Annotated in this window: 10 protein-coding genes; 2 read left to right on the forward strand and 8 right to left on the reverse strand. The window is 55.8% G+C overall.

The features are described from left to right. Window positions 1–35: 35 nt before the first annotated feature. The 6 genes from ygjK to ebgR all read right to left on the reverse strand — a co-directional run bounded on the left by ygjK (window position 36) and on the right by ebgR (window position 9,649). Complete coding sequence (ygjK, locus tag SK62_RS05590) at window positions 36–2,387, reverse strand: alpha-glucosidase (protein ID WP_047719309.1); 2,352 nt, start codon at window positions 2,385–2,387, stop codon at window positions 36–38. A 15-nt stretch (window positions 2,388–2,402) separates the two neighbouring features. Continuing rightward, a complete protein-coding gene (gene ygjJ / locus SK62_RS05595; protein WP_017692955.1) occupies window positions 2,403–3,461 on the reverse strand; it encodes a protein YgjJ in 1,059 nt (352 codons plus the stop codon). Between the two features lie 38 nt (window positions 3,462–3,499). Beyond that, window positions 3,500–4,936, reverse strand: a complete 1,437-nt coding sequence (locus SK62_RS05600; protein ID WP_015572212.1) for an amino acid permease — start codon at window positions 4,934–4,936, stop codon at window positions 3,500–3,502. Window positions 4,937–4,989: 53 nt separating this feature from the next. Next, window positions 4,990–5,439: a beta-galactosidase subunit beta gene (locus tag SK62_RS05605; RefSeq protein ID WP_017692956.1), complete on the reverse strand. Its 450-nt coding sequence runs from the start codon at window positions 5,437–5,439 to the stop codon at window positions 4,990–4,992. After that, complete coding sequence (gene ebgA, locus SK62_RS05610) at window positions 5,436–8,519, reverse strand: beta-galactosidase subunit alpha (protein WP_023304183.1); 3,084 nt, start codon at window positions 8,517–8,519, stop codon at window positions 5,436–5,438. The genes SK62_RS05605 and ebgA overlap by 4 nt, the downstream gene beginning before the upstream one ends. Before the next feature lie 146 nt (window positions 8,520–8,665). Next, window positions 8,666–9,649 carry a transcriptional regulator EbgR gene (gene ebgR / locus SK62_RS05615; RefSeq protein WP_015572215.1) on the reverse strand — a complete coding sequence of 328 codons (984 nt, stop codon included), beginning with the start codon at window positions 9,647–9,649 and terminating at the stop codon, window positions 8,666–8,668. A gap of 138 nt (window positions 9,650–9,787) precedes the next feature. On the opposite strand from ebgR, the gene SK62_RS05620 reads away from it, so the two are divergent. Then, window positions 9,788–10,120, forward strand: a complete 333-nt coding sequence (locus SK62_RS05620; protein WP_045333810.1) for a tRNA-binding protein — start codon at window positions 9,788–9,790, stop codon at window positions 10,118–10,120. Window positions 10,121–10,207: 87 nt separating this feature from the next. Here SK62_RS05620 and tkt read toward each other — a convergent pair whose 3' ends face one another. Next, window positions 10,208–12,196: a transketolase gene (gene tkt, locus SK62_RS05625; RefSeq protein ID WP_047719308.1), complete on the reverse strand. Its 1,989-nt coding sequence runs from the start codon at window positions 12,194–12,196 to the stop codon at window positions 10,208–10,210. Window positions 12,197–12,215: 19 nt separating this feature from the next. Beyond that, on the reverse strand, window positions 12,216–13,166 hold the full coding sequence (gene tal, locus SK62_RS05630) for a transaldolase (protein WP_047719307.1): 951 nt from the start codon (window positions 13,164–13,166) through the stop codon (window positions 12,216–12,218). Between the two features lie 286 nt (window positions 13,167–13,452). Between tal and maeB the strand changes: the two genes are divergently transcribed. Then, complete coding sequence (gene maeB, locus SK62_RS05635) at window positions 13,453–15,732, forward strand: NADP-dependent oxaloacetate-decarboxylating malate dehydrogenase (RefSeq protein WP_047719306.1); 2,280 nt, start codon at window positions 13,453–13,455, stop codon at window positions 15,730–15,732. The last annotated feature ends 17 nt before the right edge of the window (window positions 15,733–15,749 follow it).

A 15,749-nucleotide genomic window follows, 5' to 3' on the forward strand; every position in this document is an offset into this window, starting at 1 on the left:
CCGGTAAGGCGTAGCCGCCACCGGGCACGAGGGCATCACCGATCGATCTTACGGAAAAAGTCGTTATACAGCATATACAAATGCGCCGCGCTCCAGGAGAAGTTAGGTGCGCCCTGCTGTGCTCCGGTCAGGGGGTTATAGTTCTCCTGAATCGGGCCGTCCGAGGTTAACCCTTTCGCATGCTTAAAGAAGGTTTCGGCGAGGGTTTGCGCCTGCTCACGATAGCCGTAACGTTCCATGCCTTTTAGTCCAAACCAGAACTGATCGACCCAGACCCGGCCGCGCCAGTATATGTCTGCGCCGAACGCCGGGTTTGTCAGCGCGGCGGTACCGAGTGGTACCCAGGTATTGAACTCCTTCGGATCCAGCATCACCTTGACCACGGCATCCGCATGTTCCTGCGTCGCGGCACCGTTAAACAGCGGAGACCAGCCTTCCGGCCCTTTACCACGCTCGACGATAGGTTTGCCCGCACAGCCGTTCGCCAGCGGCTTATCCTCGATACGAATGTCATAGTAAAACCCGCTTTTCGCATCGAACATGCAGGTGTTGATATAGGTTGCGAGCTTATCTGCCAGCTGGCGATAGTGGCTGGCCTCCTGCTCTTTACCCAGCAGGCTCGCCATCTGCGCCAGATAGTGATTGTCGCTGTACATATAGCTTGCCTGGTCAACGGACTCCTGTAATAAGGAATACCCTAACAGATCGCCTTTTTTACTCCTGTTTTCGGCAAATTTAACCGTCCAGTCGCTGCGTTTCCCGCCGTTTTCAACGTACTTATCCAGCTGCGCTTTATCGATAAATCCGAATACGGCGGCATCATCGCGCCCGGACTCCCACGAGGCGGCCACCTGCGCGGGGATCTCCAGGCTGTCGTACTGGCCGTTATCGATTATCCGTGCGTAATTATTCAGGCCGGAAAGCGACTCTTCTTTATCACCTTTTTTCACCGTGAACAGCATCTCGCCGGTAGCGGTGTTATGGGCCTTATCACGCGTCGCACCGTACTCCGGCACGCCGTTGCCGTTATGATCGCGGTTACGCAGCCACCAGTCGTGATAGGCAACCAGTTTTGGATACATCTCGGCAAGCCAGGCTTTATCCTGCGTGGTGTTATACACCTCCATCACCGACCATGCCGCCAGGCTCGGCTTGGTGTTACGCTCGTTCCAGTTACCGCCGTCGCCGCCTCGTTCCGGGCTCAGGTTCCAGGCGATTAAATCCGGCACAAATCCGGTATCCTGCGGGCGCACCGGATCGTCGGGTTTGATCTGCCAGGAGAAGACCGCGCGGATGTTCTCTTTGGCGATCTCCGGGTTGAAATGCGCCATGGCAAATGCCTGTTTCCAGGTGTCCCACGGCCAGGTCTGGTTGCCGGAGAACCAGCGTCCGGTTACGGAGGGCGTCACCGTGTTAAAACGCACCGCGCCGCCTGGCGAACGCCAGTTACCGTTCAACGTCTCGATGGCTTTCACCGCCACGCGCGTTTGTTCTGGAGTCGCGTGCGGGTTGGTTAACCCTTGTTGTAAATACCTCTCCCAGCGCGCTTGCGAGGCGGCCATAAAGTAGGCCGGACGCGCCAGAATGTCGCGGATCTGCGGCTGTTCACGCGCGACGTCATCGGCGTTCAGCAGATGGGAGTAGGTAGTGTACAGCGTGGTGCTGCCGGAAATCTGTGCCCGGCTGGTAAAGCGATGTCCGTCAACGGTGGTCTCGGCAGGAAGAGAGCGGTGTAACTGATATTCGGAACTGCCGGAGGTGAGCAGATCCCAGGTGGAGCGTACCTTGCCGAAGGTTACCTTCAGGCCGTCGCGCGTGGCTACAATTTTACGCTGATAATCAGGATATGCGCTGTCGATGGTTTTATCCGAACGCGGCTTGCCCTCTTTGGCCTCCAGTTTTTCCAGCAGCTCGCCGTCCCACACCAGCTCCAGCGGCGTTTTGCTGGTAATACGGGTTTCAAGCAGCGAAGTACGCGCAGAAGCAAAGCGCAGCGTCATCACGATCTGAACATCCCTGGCGCTCAGTTTCTGCACCAACGCGCCAGGGAGGCTGTAGGCTTCAAGGGTGAAATCCACTTTTTTACCGTTCTGGTAAACGGACAGGCGATCAAAATTCGTCGCCATAAAGTTGATATACTCTTCGGTGAGCAGCGCTACGCCGGGAAATCCGCCCTGGGTCTGCGGCCCGTCCGGCAGCAAATGCCCATGCCAGGCACCCATATCAAAAAAGGGATTAAACCGCTGGTGGTCGTCGTAGTCGAAATCCTGCATGAAGAGCGGCGCGCCGGTACGGTTGATGACGTTTTTGAAGTCAGTTGCGGTGGCGGCGTGAGCCGAAAAACTGAGCGCCAGCGCGCAGGCCAGCGGCGTGAGGACGTATTTCATGGTGGTAGATCCTTTTTACCAGTAGAAGTATTGCATCAGGAAGACCTGATCGCTCGGGTCGCCGGAGGCATTTTTCATATAGAAGCGGCTGTCGGCAGCGGTGGCAAAACGCCCGCCGCCGTACTCGTACCAGATCCCGAACTGCATAAACGAGGTAGTTTTTTCAGCCGCATCGTCCGGACGATGTTTCGCGTAGCTGTAAGCAGTGGAGAGATAAACGCCTTTCAGGGCTTCCACCATGGCGCTGACCATAAATCCGCTCTCCGTGCCGGAGACGTTCTGTCCATCTGCCCGTCCGGTATGATGCCACGCGCGTGCCGCCAGGTTGGGTGTCAAAACGCCTGTTAAAAAGAGCTGGCCTGTACCGTCGGTAATTTCAAGACCGTTCATCCAGGTGACATCTTTCATGATGTCGTACTGAATATAGCCATTCGCCATTGCCGGATAGGTATATTTGTCGTCATAACGATCGTATTTGCCGAAGTGCAGCCAGGCCTTGCTTTCGTCATGGTGACCCGCTGGCGTGGCGGTGACGCTATAGCGCAGGTTGCCGGAGAGGTTTTGCACCTTTAGTGCGTACAAGATGTCGCGGGTGTTGGGGATCACATAACCCAGATCCGGCGTAAAATCGCCCCACCATTGCAGGTCATCGAGAGACGAGTCCTGGCGCAGGCTGAGCATGATCTCGGTGCTGTTATCGGTTTTGTAACCGCCGTAGAAGCGGTTAATCCCACCTTCAAACCCGCCCCAGCTGTGATCGGGCACCCAGGCGTTGCCCTGATGATCCGCCTGTACGGTCCAGCCTTCGCCGTAAATCAGGCCGAACCAGTTCCCCTGTTTTATCTCCAGACCGCCCTCAATATAAGTGCCGTCGCTGTATTTATGTTTATCCTGACCTTCTAAATCCATATACCCACCGACGCCCATCTCGCCATAAAAACGAAATGATGGGGAGGTTATTGCCGGTGTTTTGGTATCGTCATGTTCAGCGGGCCGGGCATCTTCTGCGGCAATAGCAGGGCAGCAGAAAGAGAGGGCAGCGAGTGCCCAAAATGTTTTTTGTTTAATTTTCATAAACTCATCCCAATGAGATAAAATCCATGCCTTTTATTTCAGTTAATATTCGAGGCAGGTGATGCTTCAATTTTTTGTTGTTCTTTTGATAATCCGTTTACGTATTTGCTGTATTTCCACCAGGCAAATCCGAGGAATAAAACAATGCCACCGACGTTATAGAAAATAATCGTCAGAATATTGGCACCGGTAGGGAAAGTGGATGCCACAAAACCAATGGCGAAAATAACAATCAGCATCGACACTATGGTTATACCCGTGGTTCGTGAACCCATCCTGAAATCGCGCGGCAGGTGATCGAGCTTACGACGCAGGTTGAGGTAGGCCAGCATAATAAACAGCGGCGGTAACATGGAGGCCGCAGCGGTCATATTGATGACGGTGTTCATCAGCTCCTGCGCGGTACTGGAGCCCATGGTCGGGATAATCATCAGTGGGATCACAATCAAATACTGGATCCAGGCCGCGCGCGCCGGTACGCCGTTTTCGTTCAGCGCCACGGTTTTCGGACCAAAAATGCCGGTCGGGATCTCCGAGAAAAAGATTTTGACCGGCGTCGCCGTCCACATCAGCAGGGAACCGAACATGGCGGTAAAGGAAACCAGACCGACGAAACGGTTCATCAACACTTCCGGCAGGCCAAACCACACCGCCAGACCGTGGAACACCTGCACCGAACCCCCGGTAAACTTCAACGCTTTGCTGCTGATAAAGACGTTGATCAGTACCGAGGAGATGGAGTACAGCACGCCGATAAAGATCCCCGCCAGGATGATCACTTTAACGAAAGATTTCGAACCGCCTTTCACATCGTTTACGTACACCGCGACGGATTCCGCGCCCCCGGCAGCCATAAATATCCAGGTGGTAATGCCGAGGAATGCCCAGTTAAAATGCGGGATCATCGCGTCGACGGTAATCGGATCAGCGGGCTGCACCCCACCCATTAGCGCCGCGCCCGCCAGCAGAATGTAAGAGAGCGTCAGCAGCAGCATCAGCGTGGAGGTTACAGACGTAATTGGCCCCAGCATCTTCGCCCCGTTGGTGGAGACCCACGTTGAGAAGGCGAACAGCACCATACTTAGCACCGTTGTGGCAAATGGTGTGAGAATGTACTCATAGCCAAGAAAGGCATAAGAGGCATAGGCAATGACGCGCGGTAATAACGAGGTGAAGAAGAATAAATTCACGAACCAGTATGTATAAGCGGTAATAAATGCCCAGCGCCCGCCGAGTGAACTTTTTACCCAGGCATAAACTCCAGCTTCTGAGTTTTTATTCAACGAGACAAACTCAGCGATAATTAAGCAGAACGGGATAAAATAGAACAGGGTTGCTAAAAAGAACATCGGCGCGGAGGCAAGTCCGAGTTCGATATTATTATTGATCACGTTGTTAAAACTAAACACGGCGGCAAAGGTCAGCGACAGCAGGCCGAATTTGCCGATGGTATTGCGTTTGGTGGTTTCAGACATAACGTTTCTCCGGGTAAGAGGCTAGCGGTGCTTCATTGGCACCGCTCGTTTTTTTATTTGTTATGGAAATAACCGTCTTCGATGGTCACATTGAGAATGACTTTTTTGACCGGCTCCTCGCTGATAAAGCGATACGCCTCATGGTTCTCACAAATTACGATCTGCCCCTCGCGCACCTGTTCGGTGGTACCCATGCCTTTCAGGTATTCTCGATCGGTCTCATCGCGGTAACACTCCACTGTCTGAAGCGCATCTTTGGCGGCATATTCAATTTTCTGCGCGCCCTGAAGGTAGTAATGCACCTCGAAATAGCGGCGATGCCCGACAAACAGCGCGTCGGTGCTGGCATCATTGGTCACACGGTAGGCCAGCGAATCGCCAATCGAATGGGCTACGCCGGGCGAGATATTATCGATATTGTTAATGGCTTCTGAGCAGCGCTGCCATTTGCGACCCGTGCGGTAATGCTGTTGAAACTGTTCCAGGCTCTCAAGAACGATCATTTGTCTGCCTCGCTGTGCAAATCCATGGAGAAGAAACCGGTGCCGAATTGCTGGCGTGCCAGCGCCATCGAGGCGATGCGGCCGCCATTGAGCGGGAGCAATGTGAAGCCGTAGCGGAACGGACTGAACCAGACGCGCCAGCTCTCCAGTACCTCACTTCCCCAGGAATTGGAGCCTAAGCCCAGCACCTGGTGGTCAAGATTAAGCGTAATGTCATCGCAGCGGCGCAGTTCGTTGCAGTGCTGTGCGGCGTGAATGTTCTCAGCCGTGTAGTGCCAGGCGCTGAAGTGGAGAGGCTGTTGCGGTACGACCAGCACGCCGCTGCCATGACGATCCGCGAGGGAGGCCCAGCGCACCTGCTGACGGTTGCCGTTGTTTTGCGGGAACGGATAATTTTCAAACATCTCATCAACCGTGGTGTGCCACAGGTCGATGGTGCTGGCCTGCTGGCTGTCCGGATAGTTTTCACCCGGCCCTCGCCCGTAGTAGCTCACCTGATCGAAACCGCCGTTGATGCCAAGCGTAAAGCCGATGCACGGAATGATGTGTGGGTACTCGCCGTAGCGCTCACCGCATAGCTCAACGTTGATCTGCCCGTCGGCGGCGATGCGCCAGCGATAGGTACAGCGCATGCCAAAATCAAACACTGGCGGGGCAATCAGGGTACGGGTGGTGACGATGATCGCATCGTTATGCTGCTCAACCTCGAAACCGCGCAGATGCTCCTGCATGATCTGGAAATGATACGGCTGCCACAGCCCTTCATACTCCTGCTTATGGTTATCAATCATGGGCTTGAAGAAGTTAATCTTCGGCTCACGGGTAAGGTATTCCTCACCGTTCACCTGCCAGGCGCTGAGTTTTCCCGATACTTTAGAGAAGGTCGCGCGGAAGTTATGCCCGGTCACGGTGCAGCTCAGGCGATCTTCCTCCAGACGCAGCGGAGTGGCACTGGTGTTGATAAACGGTGTCGGGCGTGCCGTGCGGCCTTTTAACGGGAACTGATACACCGCGATCTCGTGCCCGACCTCGCTGTAGCGCGTGGGACTGTTTTTGATAATACGTACAGTCAGGAATGCTTCGCGCTCGTCCAGTTCCGGCACGTGCAGGCTGACGCTGCGGGAGCTGTTGGGGGCCAACCCGGTGATGTTCAGTGGCTCGCTGTGCAGCGTTTCACCTTCCGCACGCACCTCCGTGAGCAGGGTGTAATCATCCAGGCTGGTGAACCATAAGCGGTTATCAACGTGCAGCTCACCGTTTTGCCAGCGCAGTTTGACCGGGGCGATCACCTGCTTGTACTCACGCAAACCTTGCCCGGGCGTTTGATCGGAGTAGATCAGCCCGTCGAGGCAGAAGTTGTAATTATTGGGGTAATCACCGAAGTCGCCGCCATAGGCGTACCAGATATTGCCGCTGGCGTCTGTTTTCTGAATACCGTGGTCGCACCACTCCCAGACATAATGCCCCTGAATGCAGTCGTGCCGATCGAACACGTTCTGATACTCGGTCAACCCGCCGGGACCGTTGCCCATCGCATGGGCGTATTCGCAGATAATGCGCGGTTTGGCGTGCGGGTATTCGCCAAACAGATTCATCAGCGGTACGCGGGTATACATGGTGGAGATAATGTCCACCACCTCGGCGTCGCGATCTTCTTCGTAGTGAAGCAGGCGAGTATCATCCAGCGCTTTTGCCGCACGGGCCATCGCGCGGATGTTACAGCCGTAGCCGGACTCGTTTCCGAGCGACCAGATGATGATCGACGGATGATTTTTCTGCGCGTGAATATGGCGTTCGATGCGCTCAACGTAGACCGGCTCCCACACCGGATCGTCCGTAATGCGGCTCAGGTCGCCGACGTTGGCGAAGCCGTGAGACTCCACATCCGTTTCAGCCATTACAAACAGGCCGTACAGGTCGCAAAGCTCGTAAAAGCGCGGGTCGTTCGGGTAGTGGGCGGTACGTACCGAGTTGATATTGTGCTGCTTCATCAGGATCAGGTCGCGCTCCACGCGATCCATCCCCACCGCGCGGCCCCTCAGATGATCGTTGTCATGACGATTGACGCCGTGCAGCTTCAGATAACGGTTGTTAACGTAGAACAGGCCGTCTTTCACCTTGATATCCCGAAACCCGATGCGCTGCGGGATGATTTCCAGCGTCTGGCCATGGTTATCTTTTAAAGTCATGACCAGATGATAAAGATCCGGCGATTCAGCGGACCACTGGCGGGGTTGCCTCACCTCAATGCTGAAGGCGGTTTCCGCACGCTCGCTGACGGTCAGGTTGTCGGTTGTTCCCTTGTGCAGCACTGTCTCGCCGTCGTACAGGGTATAATCCAGTTGAACACAGCCAGGGCGTGCAGCAAGGTTTTCCAGCTCAAGCTGACAGAAGAGGGTGGCGTCCCGGTATGCCTCGTCGAAGGTGGTTTTAACCGTGAAATCGCGGACATGCGTGAGTGATTTTCCCAGCAGGTAGACGTCGCGGAATATCCCCGCCGTCCACCACATGTCCTGATCCTCAATGTAGGTGGAATCTGCCCACTGCATAACCCGCACGCACAAAAGGTTTTGCCCGCTGTGTACCGCATCGCTGATATCAAACTCGGCAGACAGTCGGCTGCCTTTGCTAAAGCCTATATAGCGGCCATTCACGTAGACTTCGAAATAGGTTTCGACGCCGTCAAACTTGATAAGGGTCTGTTTCTCTTGCCAGCTTTCAGAAAGCGTAAACCAGCGCTGGTATGCCCCGGTCGGGTTGTCTGACGGCACCCATGGTACGTCCACCGGGAAAGGAAAGCCTTCGTCGGTGTACTGCAACTGACCGTGACCTTCCATCTGCCACATGCCCGGCACGGTAATATCGCCCCAGTCGGCCATGTATTCTGAGGTAAAGTTTTCCGGGACAAGCAGCGGGTTCGTGAAGAAGCGAAAGTTCCACTTTCCGCTTAGCGACAGAAAGTGGCTGCTGGCTTCACGCGCAAACGTGCGCGCCCGGGAAACGGTGTCATAAGAGAAGAAGTACGCACGCGGCGGGAGCCGGTTTTCATGCGTGAGTTGAATATTTTCCCAGCGATTCATGTGATCTCCCTGTAGGGGTAAAACATCATTGCTGGAGATTTTAGTAAATATTTTACTAAATAAAATCAGTAAAACCGATTTGCTTTAACTCGATCACGAAATTAAAAAAGCCGGGCGTGCCCGGCGGGAGAGTTTACAGGTGGAAATCAGCGGGTGGTGCCGCGCAGCTTCAGTACGCTCGGGACGAAGACCTGAAGCGGTAGTGCGCGGCCATCGCGGGCCTTTTCCAGCAGCAGATTAACGCCCTGGCTGCCCATCATTTCAGAGTGAATGCGCACGGTGGAAAGAGGCGGGAAGGTAAAGCGGGCGGTTGGAATGTCGTTCACGCTGATCAGTGAAATATCTTCCGGGATCGCCAGCCCTTTTTCGTGGATGGCGCGTAACACCCCGATGGCGATGGAATCGGAGGCCACGAACAAGGCGGAAGGCCAGCACTGTTGTGCCAGCATGATTTTTGCCAGTTCATAACCGGACGAGCTGGAAAAACCGCCGCGCCAGATGTCCTGTTCCGATACCACCCCTTTCAGGAGCCCGTACTCCACGAAGGCGGCTTCCCGAATATCAGCCTTGCCTGGCTCATCTTCGCCGCCGATAAAGCCAATCCGCTTAACTCCCTGAGCAATAAAGAAATCCACGATCTGCTTGCTGATGCGCGAAAGGTCAATATCGACAGAATCGTACTCGCTGCCTGGCTCGTGAAAGTCGATAAAACAGACGTTGTCGGTCAACGACATTGCCGCACGTCGAAGCGCAGGGGAGGGTTTGCCTACAATCAACACCCCGGTGAGCTTTTTCAGCTCCGGCAGGGTGGCATTAGCGTAGCAGTTACTCAGTTCGACCCCCAGTTTTTCGCACTGCGTCTCAATGCCGTGGCGAATGGCAAGATAGTAAGGGTCGTTGATCTCCAGTTCCTGCTGGTAGCTGTAGAGCGCCAGAATATGTTGCTGACCGGCAGCGACAGACTGCATTTTACGGGAGGTCGTGCTTTTGTATTCCAGCTTCTCGGCAATCTCGAGAATGCGGTGTTTCGTTTCTTCTTTCACATTCAGCGTCGGGTCATCGTTTAAAACCCGGGATACCGTTGCCAGCGAGACGCCAGCTTCCGTCGCGATGTCTTTCAGCGTTGCCATGTTTGTCCTTATTCCCCACGAGATAGCTTATTGTAAAGGATGCGTTCGGACATGCATTAATTTTTAGTAAATAACATCCCTGTTGCCCTCGCCAGTTACCGTGCTAGTATTTAGTAAAATTTTACCAGGGAGGCAAAAGTGGAAACGGTAGCGTACGATGATTTTGCAAAGCTCGAGATCCGCGTGGGAAAGATTGTTGACGTTAAACGTCACGCCAATGCGGACAAGCTCTATATTGCGCAGATAGAGGTGGGAGGCAGAATGCTGCAAACCGTCACCAGCCTGGTGCCGTATTACCGGGAAGAGGAGCTGATGGGCAAAACGGTGGTGGTGTTGTGTAACCTGGCAAAGGCTAACATGCGCGGTGAAACGTCTGAATGCATGTTGCTCTGCGCGGAAACCGATGACGCCCGAGAAAGTGTGTTATTAACGCCGGAGCGGGTGATGGCGGCAGGGGTAAGAGTGGTGTGAAAAAGCCGGGTGGCGGCTACGCCTTACCCGGCCTACAAAGCCTCGAACCGCAGGCCGGGTAAACGACAGCGTCACCCGGCAAAAGCACTACAGCACGCTTAGCGCCTTCTCCACCACGTTCTCAACGGTAAAGCCGAAATATGGGAACAGCTTGTCGGCCGGGGCGGATTCACCGTAACCATGCATCCCGACAATTGCCCCTTTCAGGCCCACGTATTTGTACCAGTAGTCGGCAATGCCAGCTTCAACCGCCACGCGCGCCGCGACGTTTGAAGGCAGCACCGATTCGCGGTACGCCTCATCCTGAGCATCAAAGATATCCGTTGAAGGGAGTGAAACCACGCGCACCGCGTGACCCTCGGCGGTCAGTTTCTCCGCCGCTTTTACCGTGATTTCCACCTCGGAACCGGTGGCGATCAGGATCACGTCTGGCTTGCCGCCGCTGTCTTTCAGGATGTACCCGCCGCGGGCGATATTTTTCACCTGCTCCGGCGTGCGCTCGATCTGCGCCAGGTTCTGGCGCGACAGGATCAGCGCCGTGGGTCCGTTATGACGCTCTACGGCCAGCTTCCAGCCCACTGCCGCTTCCACCTGATCGCAAGGACGCCAGGTGCTGAAGTTTGGCGTTAAGCGCAGGCTCGCCAGCTGCTCTACCGCCTGGTGCGTCGGCCCATCTTCACCTAGCCCGATGGAATCGTGGGTGTACACCATGATTTGCCGCGCCTTCATCAGGGCCGCCATACGCGCCGCGTTACGGGCATATTCGACAAACATCAGGAAGGTGGCGGTGTACGGCACGAAGCCGCCATGGTGGGCGATGCCGTTGGCAATGGCGGTCATCCCGAACTCGCGCACGCCGTAGTGGATGTAGTTCCCGGCAATGTCCTCCTTCAGGGATTTAGAGCCGGACCAGATGGTAAGGTTACTTGGCGCCAGATCCGCCGAGCCGCCCAGCAGTTCGGGCAGGATTGGGCCAATCGCGTTCAGGGTGTTTTGTGATGCCTTACGGGTGGCAATTTTCGCCGGGTTGGATTGCAGGTTCTCAATCAGCGCATGAGTTTTCTCTTCCCAGTCTTCCGGCAGGCCGCCGCTCATGCGGCGGGTAAACTCAGCCGCCAGCTCCGGATACGCTTTTTTGTAAGCGGCAAACTTCTCGTTCCAGGCCTGCTGCGCTTTTTCACCTGTTTCGCGAGCATCCCAGGCCTTGTAGATCTCTTTTGGGATCTCAAAGGCCGGGTGTTTCCAGCCCAGTTTCTGGCGGGTCAGCGCCACTTCCTCTTCACCCAGCGCCGCGCCGTGCGCCTCCTCTTTGCCCGCTTTGTTCGGCGAGCCGAAGCCGATGGTGGTGCGGCAGATGATCAGGGACGGTTTGTCCTTCACGCTCTGCGCTTCCTGAATCGCTTTTTTCACCGCCTCAGGATTGTGACCGTCGATCTCGTGCACCACGTGCCAGTGATAGGCTTCAAAGCGTTTCGCCGTGTCGTCGGTAAACCAGCCCTCGGTTTCCCCGTCAATGGAGATGCCGTTGTGATCGTAGAAGCCAATCAGCTTGCCCAGCCCCAGGGTGCCCGCCAGAGAACAGACCTCGTGAGAGATCCCCTCCATCAGACAGCCGTCGCCCATAAAGACATAGGTATAGTGATCGACAATCTCGTGGTCGGGCTGGTTGAACTGCGCGGCCAGCGTACGTTCGGCAATCGCCAGGCCAACCGCATTCGCCAGCCCCTGGCCCAGCGGGCCGGTAGTGGTTTCAACGCCCGGCGTATAGCCGATCTCCGGGTGGCCCGGCGTTTTGGAGTGCAGCTGGCGGAAGTTTTTTAATTCCTCAAGCGGCAGATCGTAGCCGGAAAGGTGCAGCAGGCTGTAGAGCAGCATCGAGGCGTGCCCGTTGGAAAGAATAAAACGGTCGCGGTCGTACCAGGTCGGATCGGTAGGGTTGTGCTTCAGGAAGTCGTTCCACAGCACTTCGGCGATATCAGCCATACCCATGGGGGCGCCAGGGTGGCCGGAATTGGCTTTTTGTACGGCATCCATGCTGAGGGCGCGAATGGCGTTGGCGAGCTCTTTACGGGACATAGTTCACTCCGTGGCAAGGTTAAAGTTTGGCGGCGAGAAGATCTTCGAGTTTGCGCTGGTCGACGGCGAACTGACGGATGCCGTCCGCCAGTTTTTCCACGGCCATTGGGTCCTGATTGTGCTCCCAGCGGAATTCCGCTTCGGTCATGGGTTTTGGTTTTGGCAGAACGGTGGAGGTTGGCACCAGCTTGCGGATCACCGTCTCTTCACTCTCCTGAAGCTTTTTCAGCAGGTCAGGGGAGATGGTCAGCCGGTCGCAGCCCGCGAGCGCGAGGATCTGCTCGGTGCGGCGGAAGCTGGCCCCCATCACGATGGTCTCGTAGCGGTGCTGCTTGTAATAATCGTAGATATTACGCACCGATTTCACGCCGGGATCTTCGTCCACCACATACGGATCCATCGGCTGTTTCGCCTGATACCAGTCGTAGATACGTCCGACAAACGGTGAAATCAGGAACACGCCCGCTTCGGCGCAGGCACGAGCCTGGGCAAAGGAGAACAGCAGCGTCAGGTTACAGTTGATCCCCTCTTTCTCCAGCACTTCCGCCGCGCGGATGCCTTCCCAGGTGGAGGCAAGCTTGATCAGGATGCGTGATTTATCGATCCCCTGCTCCTGGTAGAGTTCCACCAGGCGGCGAGCCTTGCTAATGCTCTTTTCCTGGTCGAATGAGAGGCGGGCATCCACTTCGGTGGAGACGCGTCCCGGTATGCTTTTAAGAATTTCCGCACCGATATTGACCGCCAGCTTGTCACTGGCTTCGGCGACCTGCTGCTCCTGCGTTTTCCCGCGCTTTTTGCCGTAGGCAAGGGCGTCATCAATCAGATGACTAAAGTGCGCAAGACCGGCCGCCTTGAGCAGCAGCGAGGGGTTGGTGGTCGCGTCTTCCGGCTGGTAGTGACGAATTGATTCGATGTCGCCGCTGTCTGCAACCACGGTGGTAAATTGTTTAATGCCGTCTAGCTGGTTCATAATTACTCCTTGAAAATAAAAGAGTTAGTCGAGTGCGTCAGGTCACACTTCTGAGAAAATCATGATGGACTTAACAAAAAAGCATAGCAGACGGGGGAGGCATTGCTGTCTGAGACGGGTAACATGGCTGTTATAAATTGATAACAATTTTTATTCTGCAATGGTGAGAGTTTGGCAGCCTTCAAAGTTTAGGAGCCTGCCTGCGGCGATACTATGCGGCACACCAGGGTGTGCATAGGAACGTCAACATCACCCTTTTTGACCGAAACGTGAAAGGAATAACAAGATGGATGATCAGTTAAAACAAAGCGCTCTCGATTTTCACGAGTTTCCTGTTCCGGGTAAAATCCAGGTATCCCCGACCAAACCGCTGGCGACCCAGCGCGATCTGGCGCTGGCCTACTCGCCAGGCGTAGCTGCCCCGTGCCTTGAAATCGAAAAAGATCCGCTGGCATCGTACAAATACACCGCCCGTGGCAACCTGGTGGCCGTTATCTCTAACGGTACGGCGGTACTGGGGTTAGGGAACATTGGCGCGCTGGCCGGTAAGCCGGTGATGGAAGGGAAGGGCGTTCTGTTTAAAAAATTTGCCGGTATCGACGTCTTCGATATCGAAGTGGACGAACTGGACCCGGATAAATTCATCAACGTGGTGGCGGCGCTGGAGCCGACCTTCGGCGGCATCAACCTGGAAGACATCAAAGCGCCGGAATGTTTCTATATCGAGCAGAAGCTGCGCGAGCGTATGAACATTCCCGTGTTCCATGACGACCAGCACGGCACGGCGATTATCAGTACCGCCGCCATTCTGAACGGTCTGCGTGTGGTGGAGAAAAACCTCTCCGACGTGCGCATGGTGGTCTCCGGCGCTGGCGCCGCGGCCATCGCCTGTATGAACCTGCTGGTGGCGCTGGGCATGCAGAAACACAACATCGTGGTCTGCGACTCCAAAGGCGTGATTTACAAAGACCGCGAGCCAAACATGGCGGAAACCAAGGCGGCCTATGCGGTGGAAGACGACGGCAAGCGCACGCTAGAAGACGTCATTGAAGGTGCCGACATTTTCCTCGGCTGTTCAGGCCCGAAAGTACTGACCCAGGAGATGGTGCAGAAGATGGCGCGCGCGCCAATGATCCTGGCCCTGGCGAACCCGGAGCCGGAAATTCTGCCGCCGCTGGCGAAGGCAGTGCGTGAAGACGCGATCATCTGTACCGGACGTTCGGACTACCCGAACCAAGTGAACAACGTGCTCTGCTTCCCGTTCATCTTCCGCGGTGCGCTGGACGTTGGCGCTACGGCAATCAACGAAGAGATGAAGCTTGCCGCCGTTCATGCTATCGCAGAGCTGGCGCACGCCGAGCAGAGCGAAGTGGTGGCCTCCGCCTACGGCGATCAGGATCTGAGCTTCGGCCCGGACTACATTATCCCTAAACCATTTGACCCGCGTCTGATCGTGAAGATCGCGCCAGCGGTGGCCAAAGCGGCGATGGACTCTGGCGTGGCGACGCGGCCGATTGAAGATTTCGATGCCTACGTCGATAAACTCACCGAGTTCGTCTACAAAACCAACCTGTTTATGAAGCCGATCTTCTCCCAGGCGCGCGCTGACGCGAAGCGCGTGGTGCTGGCGGAAGGGGAAGAGGCGCGCGTGCTGCATGCCACTCAGGAGCTGATCACCTTAGGGCTGGCGAAACCGATCCTGATTGGTCGTCCGAGCGTGATCGAGATGCGTATTCAGAAGCTGGGCCTGCAAATTAAGCCGGGCGTCGACTTTGAGATCGTCAATAACGAATCCGATCCGCGCTTCAAAGAGTACTGGAACGAATACTATTCGATCATGAAGCGTCGGGGGATCACCCAGGAGCAGGCGCAGCGGGCGGTGATCAGCAACACCACGGTGATCGGCGCGATCATGGTTCACCGCGGTGAGGCGGATGCGCTGATCTGCGGCACCATCGGCGAGTACCATGAGCATTTCAGCGTGGTGCAGGAGATCTTCGGCTATCGCGAGGGTGTCCATACTGCCGGCGCAATGAACGCGCTGCTGCTGCCAAGCGGTAACACCTTTATCGCCGATACCTACGTCAACGACGATCCTTCCCCGGACGAACTGGCGGAAATAACCGTGATGGCGGCGGAAACCGTGCGCCGCTTTGGTATCGAGCCGAAAGTGGCGCTGCTGTCGCATTCTAACTTCGGGTCATCCAAATCCGCGGCGGCGTGCAAAATGCGCCAGACGCTGGACCTGGTGCGCGAGCGTGCGCCGGAACTGATGATCGACGGCGAGATGCACGGCGACGCCGCGCTGGTGGAGAGCATTCGTAATGAACGTATGCCGGACAGCCCGCTGAAAGGCTCCGCGAACGTGCTGATTATGCCGAACGTAGAAGCGGCGCGTATCAGCTATAACCTGCTGCGCGTGTCGAGTTCTGAAGGGGTGACCGTAGGGCCAGTGCTGATGGGGGTGTCAAAACCGGTACATGTATTAACGCCGATTGCCTCCGTGCGTCGTATCGTCAACATGGTGGCGCTAGCGGTGGTTGAGGCACAGACGCAGCCGCTGTAATTTTTACCCTCACCCTA

The sequence above is a fragment of the Enterobacter sp. BIDMC109 genome (assembly GCF_001037885.1).
Taxonomy (GTDB): domain Bacteria; phylum Pseudomonadota; class Gammaproteobacteria; order Enterobacterales; family Enterobacteriaceae; genus Enterobacter; species Enterobacter hormaechei_C.

Coding starts and splice junctions, on each gene's coding strand:
- ygjK (WP_047719309.1), bottom strand. CDS start 2,387: ATGAAATACGTCCTCACGCCGCTGGCCTGCGCGCTGGCGCTCAGTTTT.
- ebgR (WP_015572215.1), bottom strand. CDS start 9,649: ATGGCAACGCTGAAAGACATCGCGACGGAAGCTGGCGTCTCGCTGGCA.
- maeB (WP_047719306.1), top strand. CDS start 13,453: ATGGATGATCAGTTAAAACAAAGCGCTCTCGATTTTCACGAGTTTCCT.
- tal (WP_047719307.1), bottom strand. CDS start 13,166: ATGAACCAGCTAGACGGCATTAAACAATTTACCACCGTGGTTGCAGAC.
- ygjJ (WP_017692955.1), bottom strand. CDS start 3,461: ATGAAAATTAAACAAAAAACATTTTGGGCACTCGCTGCCCTCTCTTTC.
- SK62_RS05600 (WP_015572212.1), bottom strand. CDS start 4,936: ATGTCTGAAACCACCAAACGCAATACCATCGGCAAATTCGGCCTGCTG.
- ebgA (WP_023304183.1), bottom strand. CDS start 8,519: ATGAATCGCTGGGAAAATATTCAACTCACGCATGAAAACCGGCTCCCG.
- SK62_RS05605 (WP_017692956.1), bottom strand. CDS start 5,439: ATGATCGTTCTTGAGAGCCTGGAACAGTTTCAACAGCATTACCGCACG.
- tkt (WP_047719308.1), bottom strand. CDS start 12,196: ATGTCCCGTAAAGAGCTCGCCAACGCCATTCGCGCCCTCAGCATGGAT.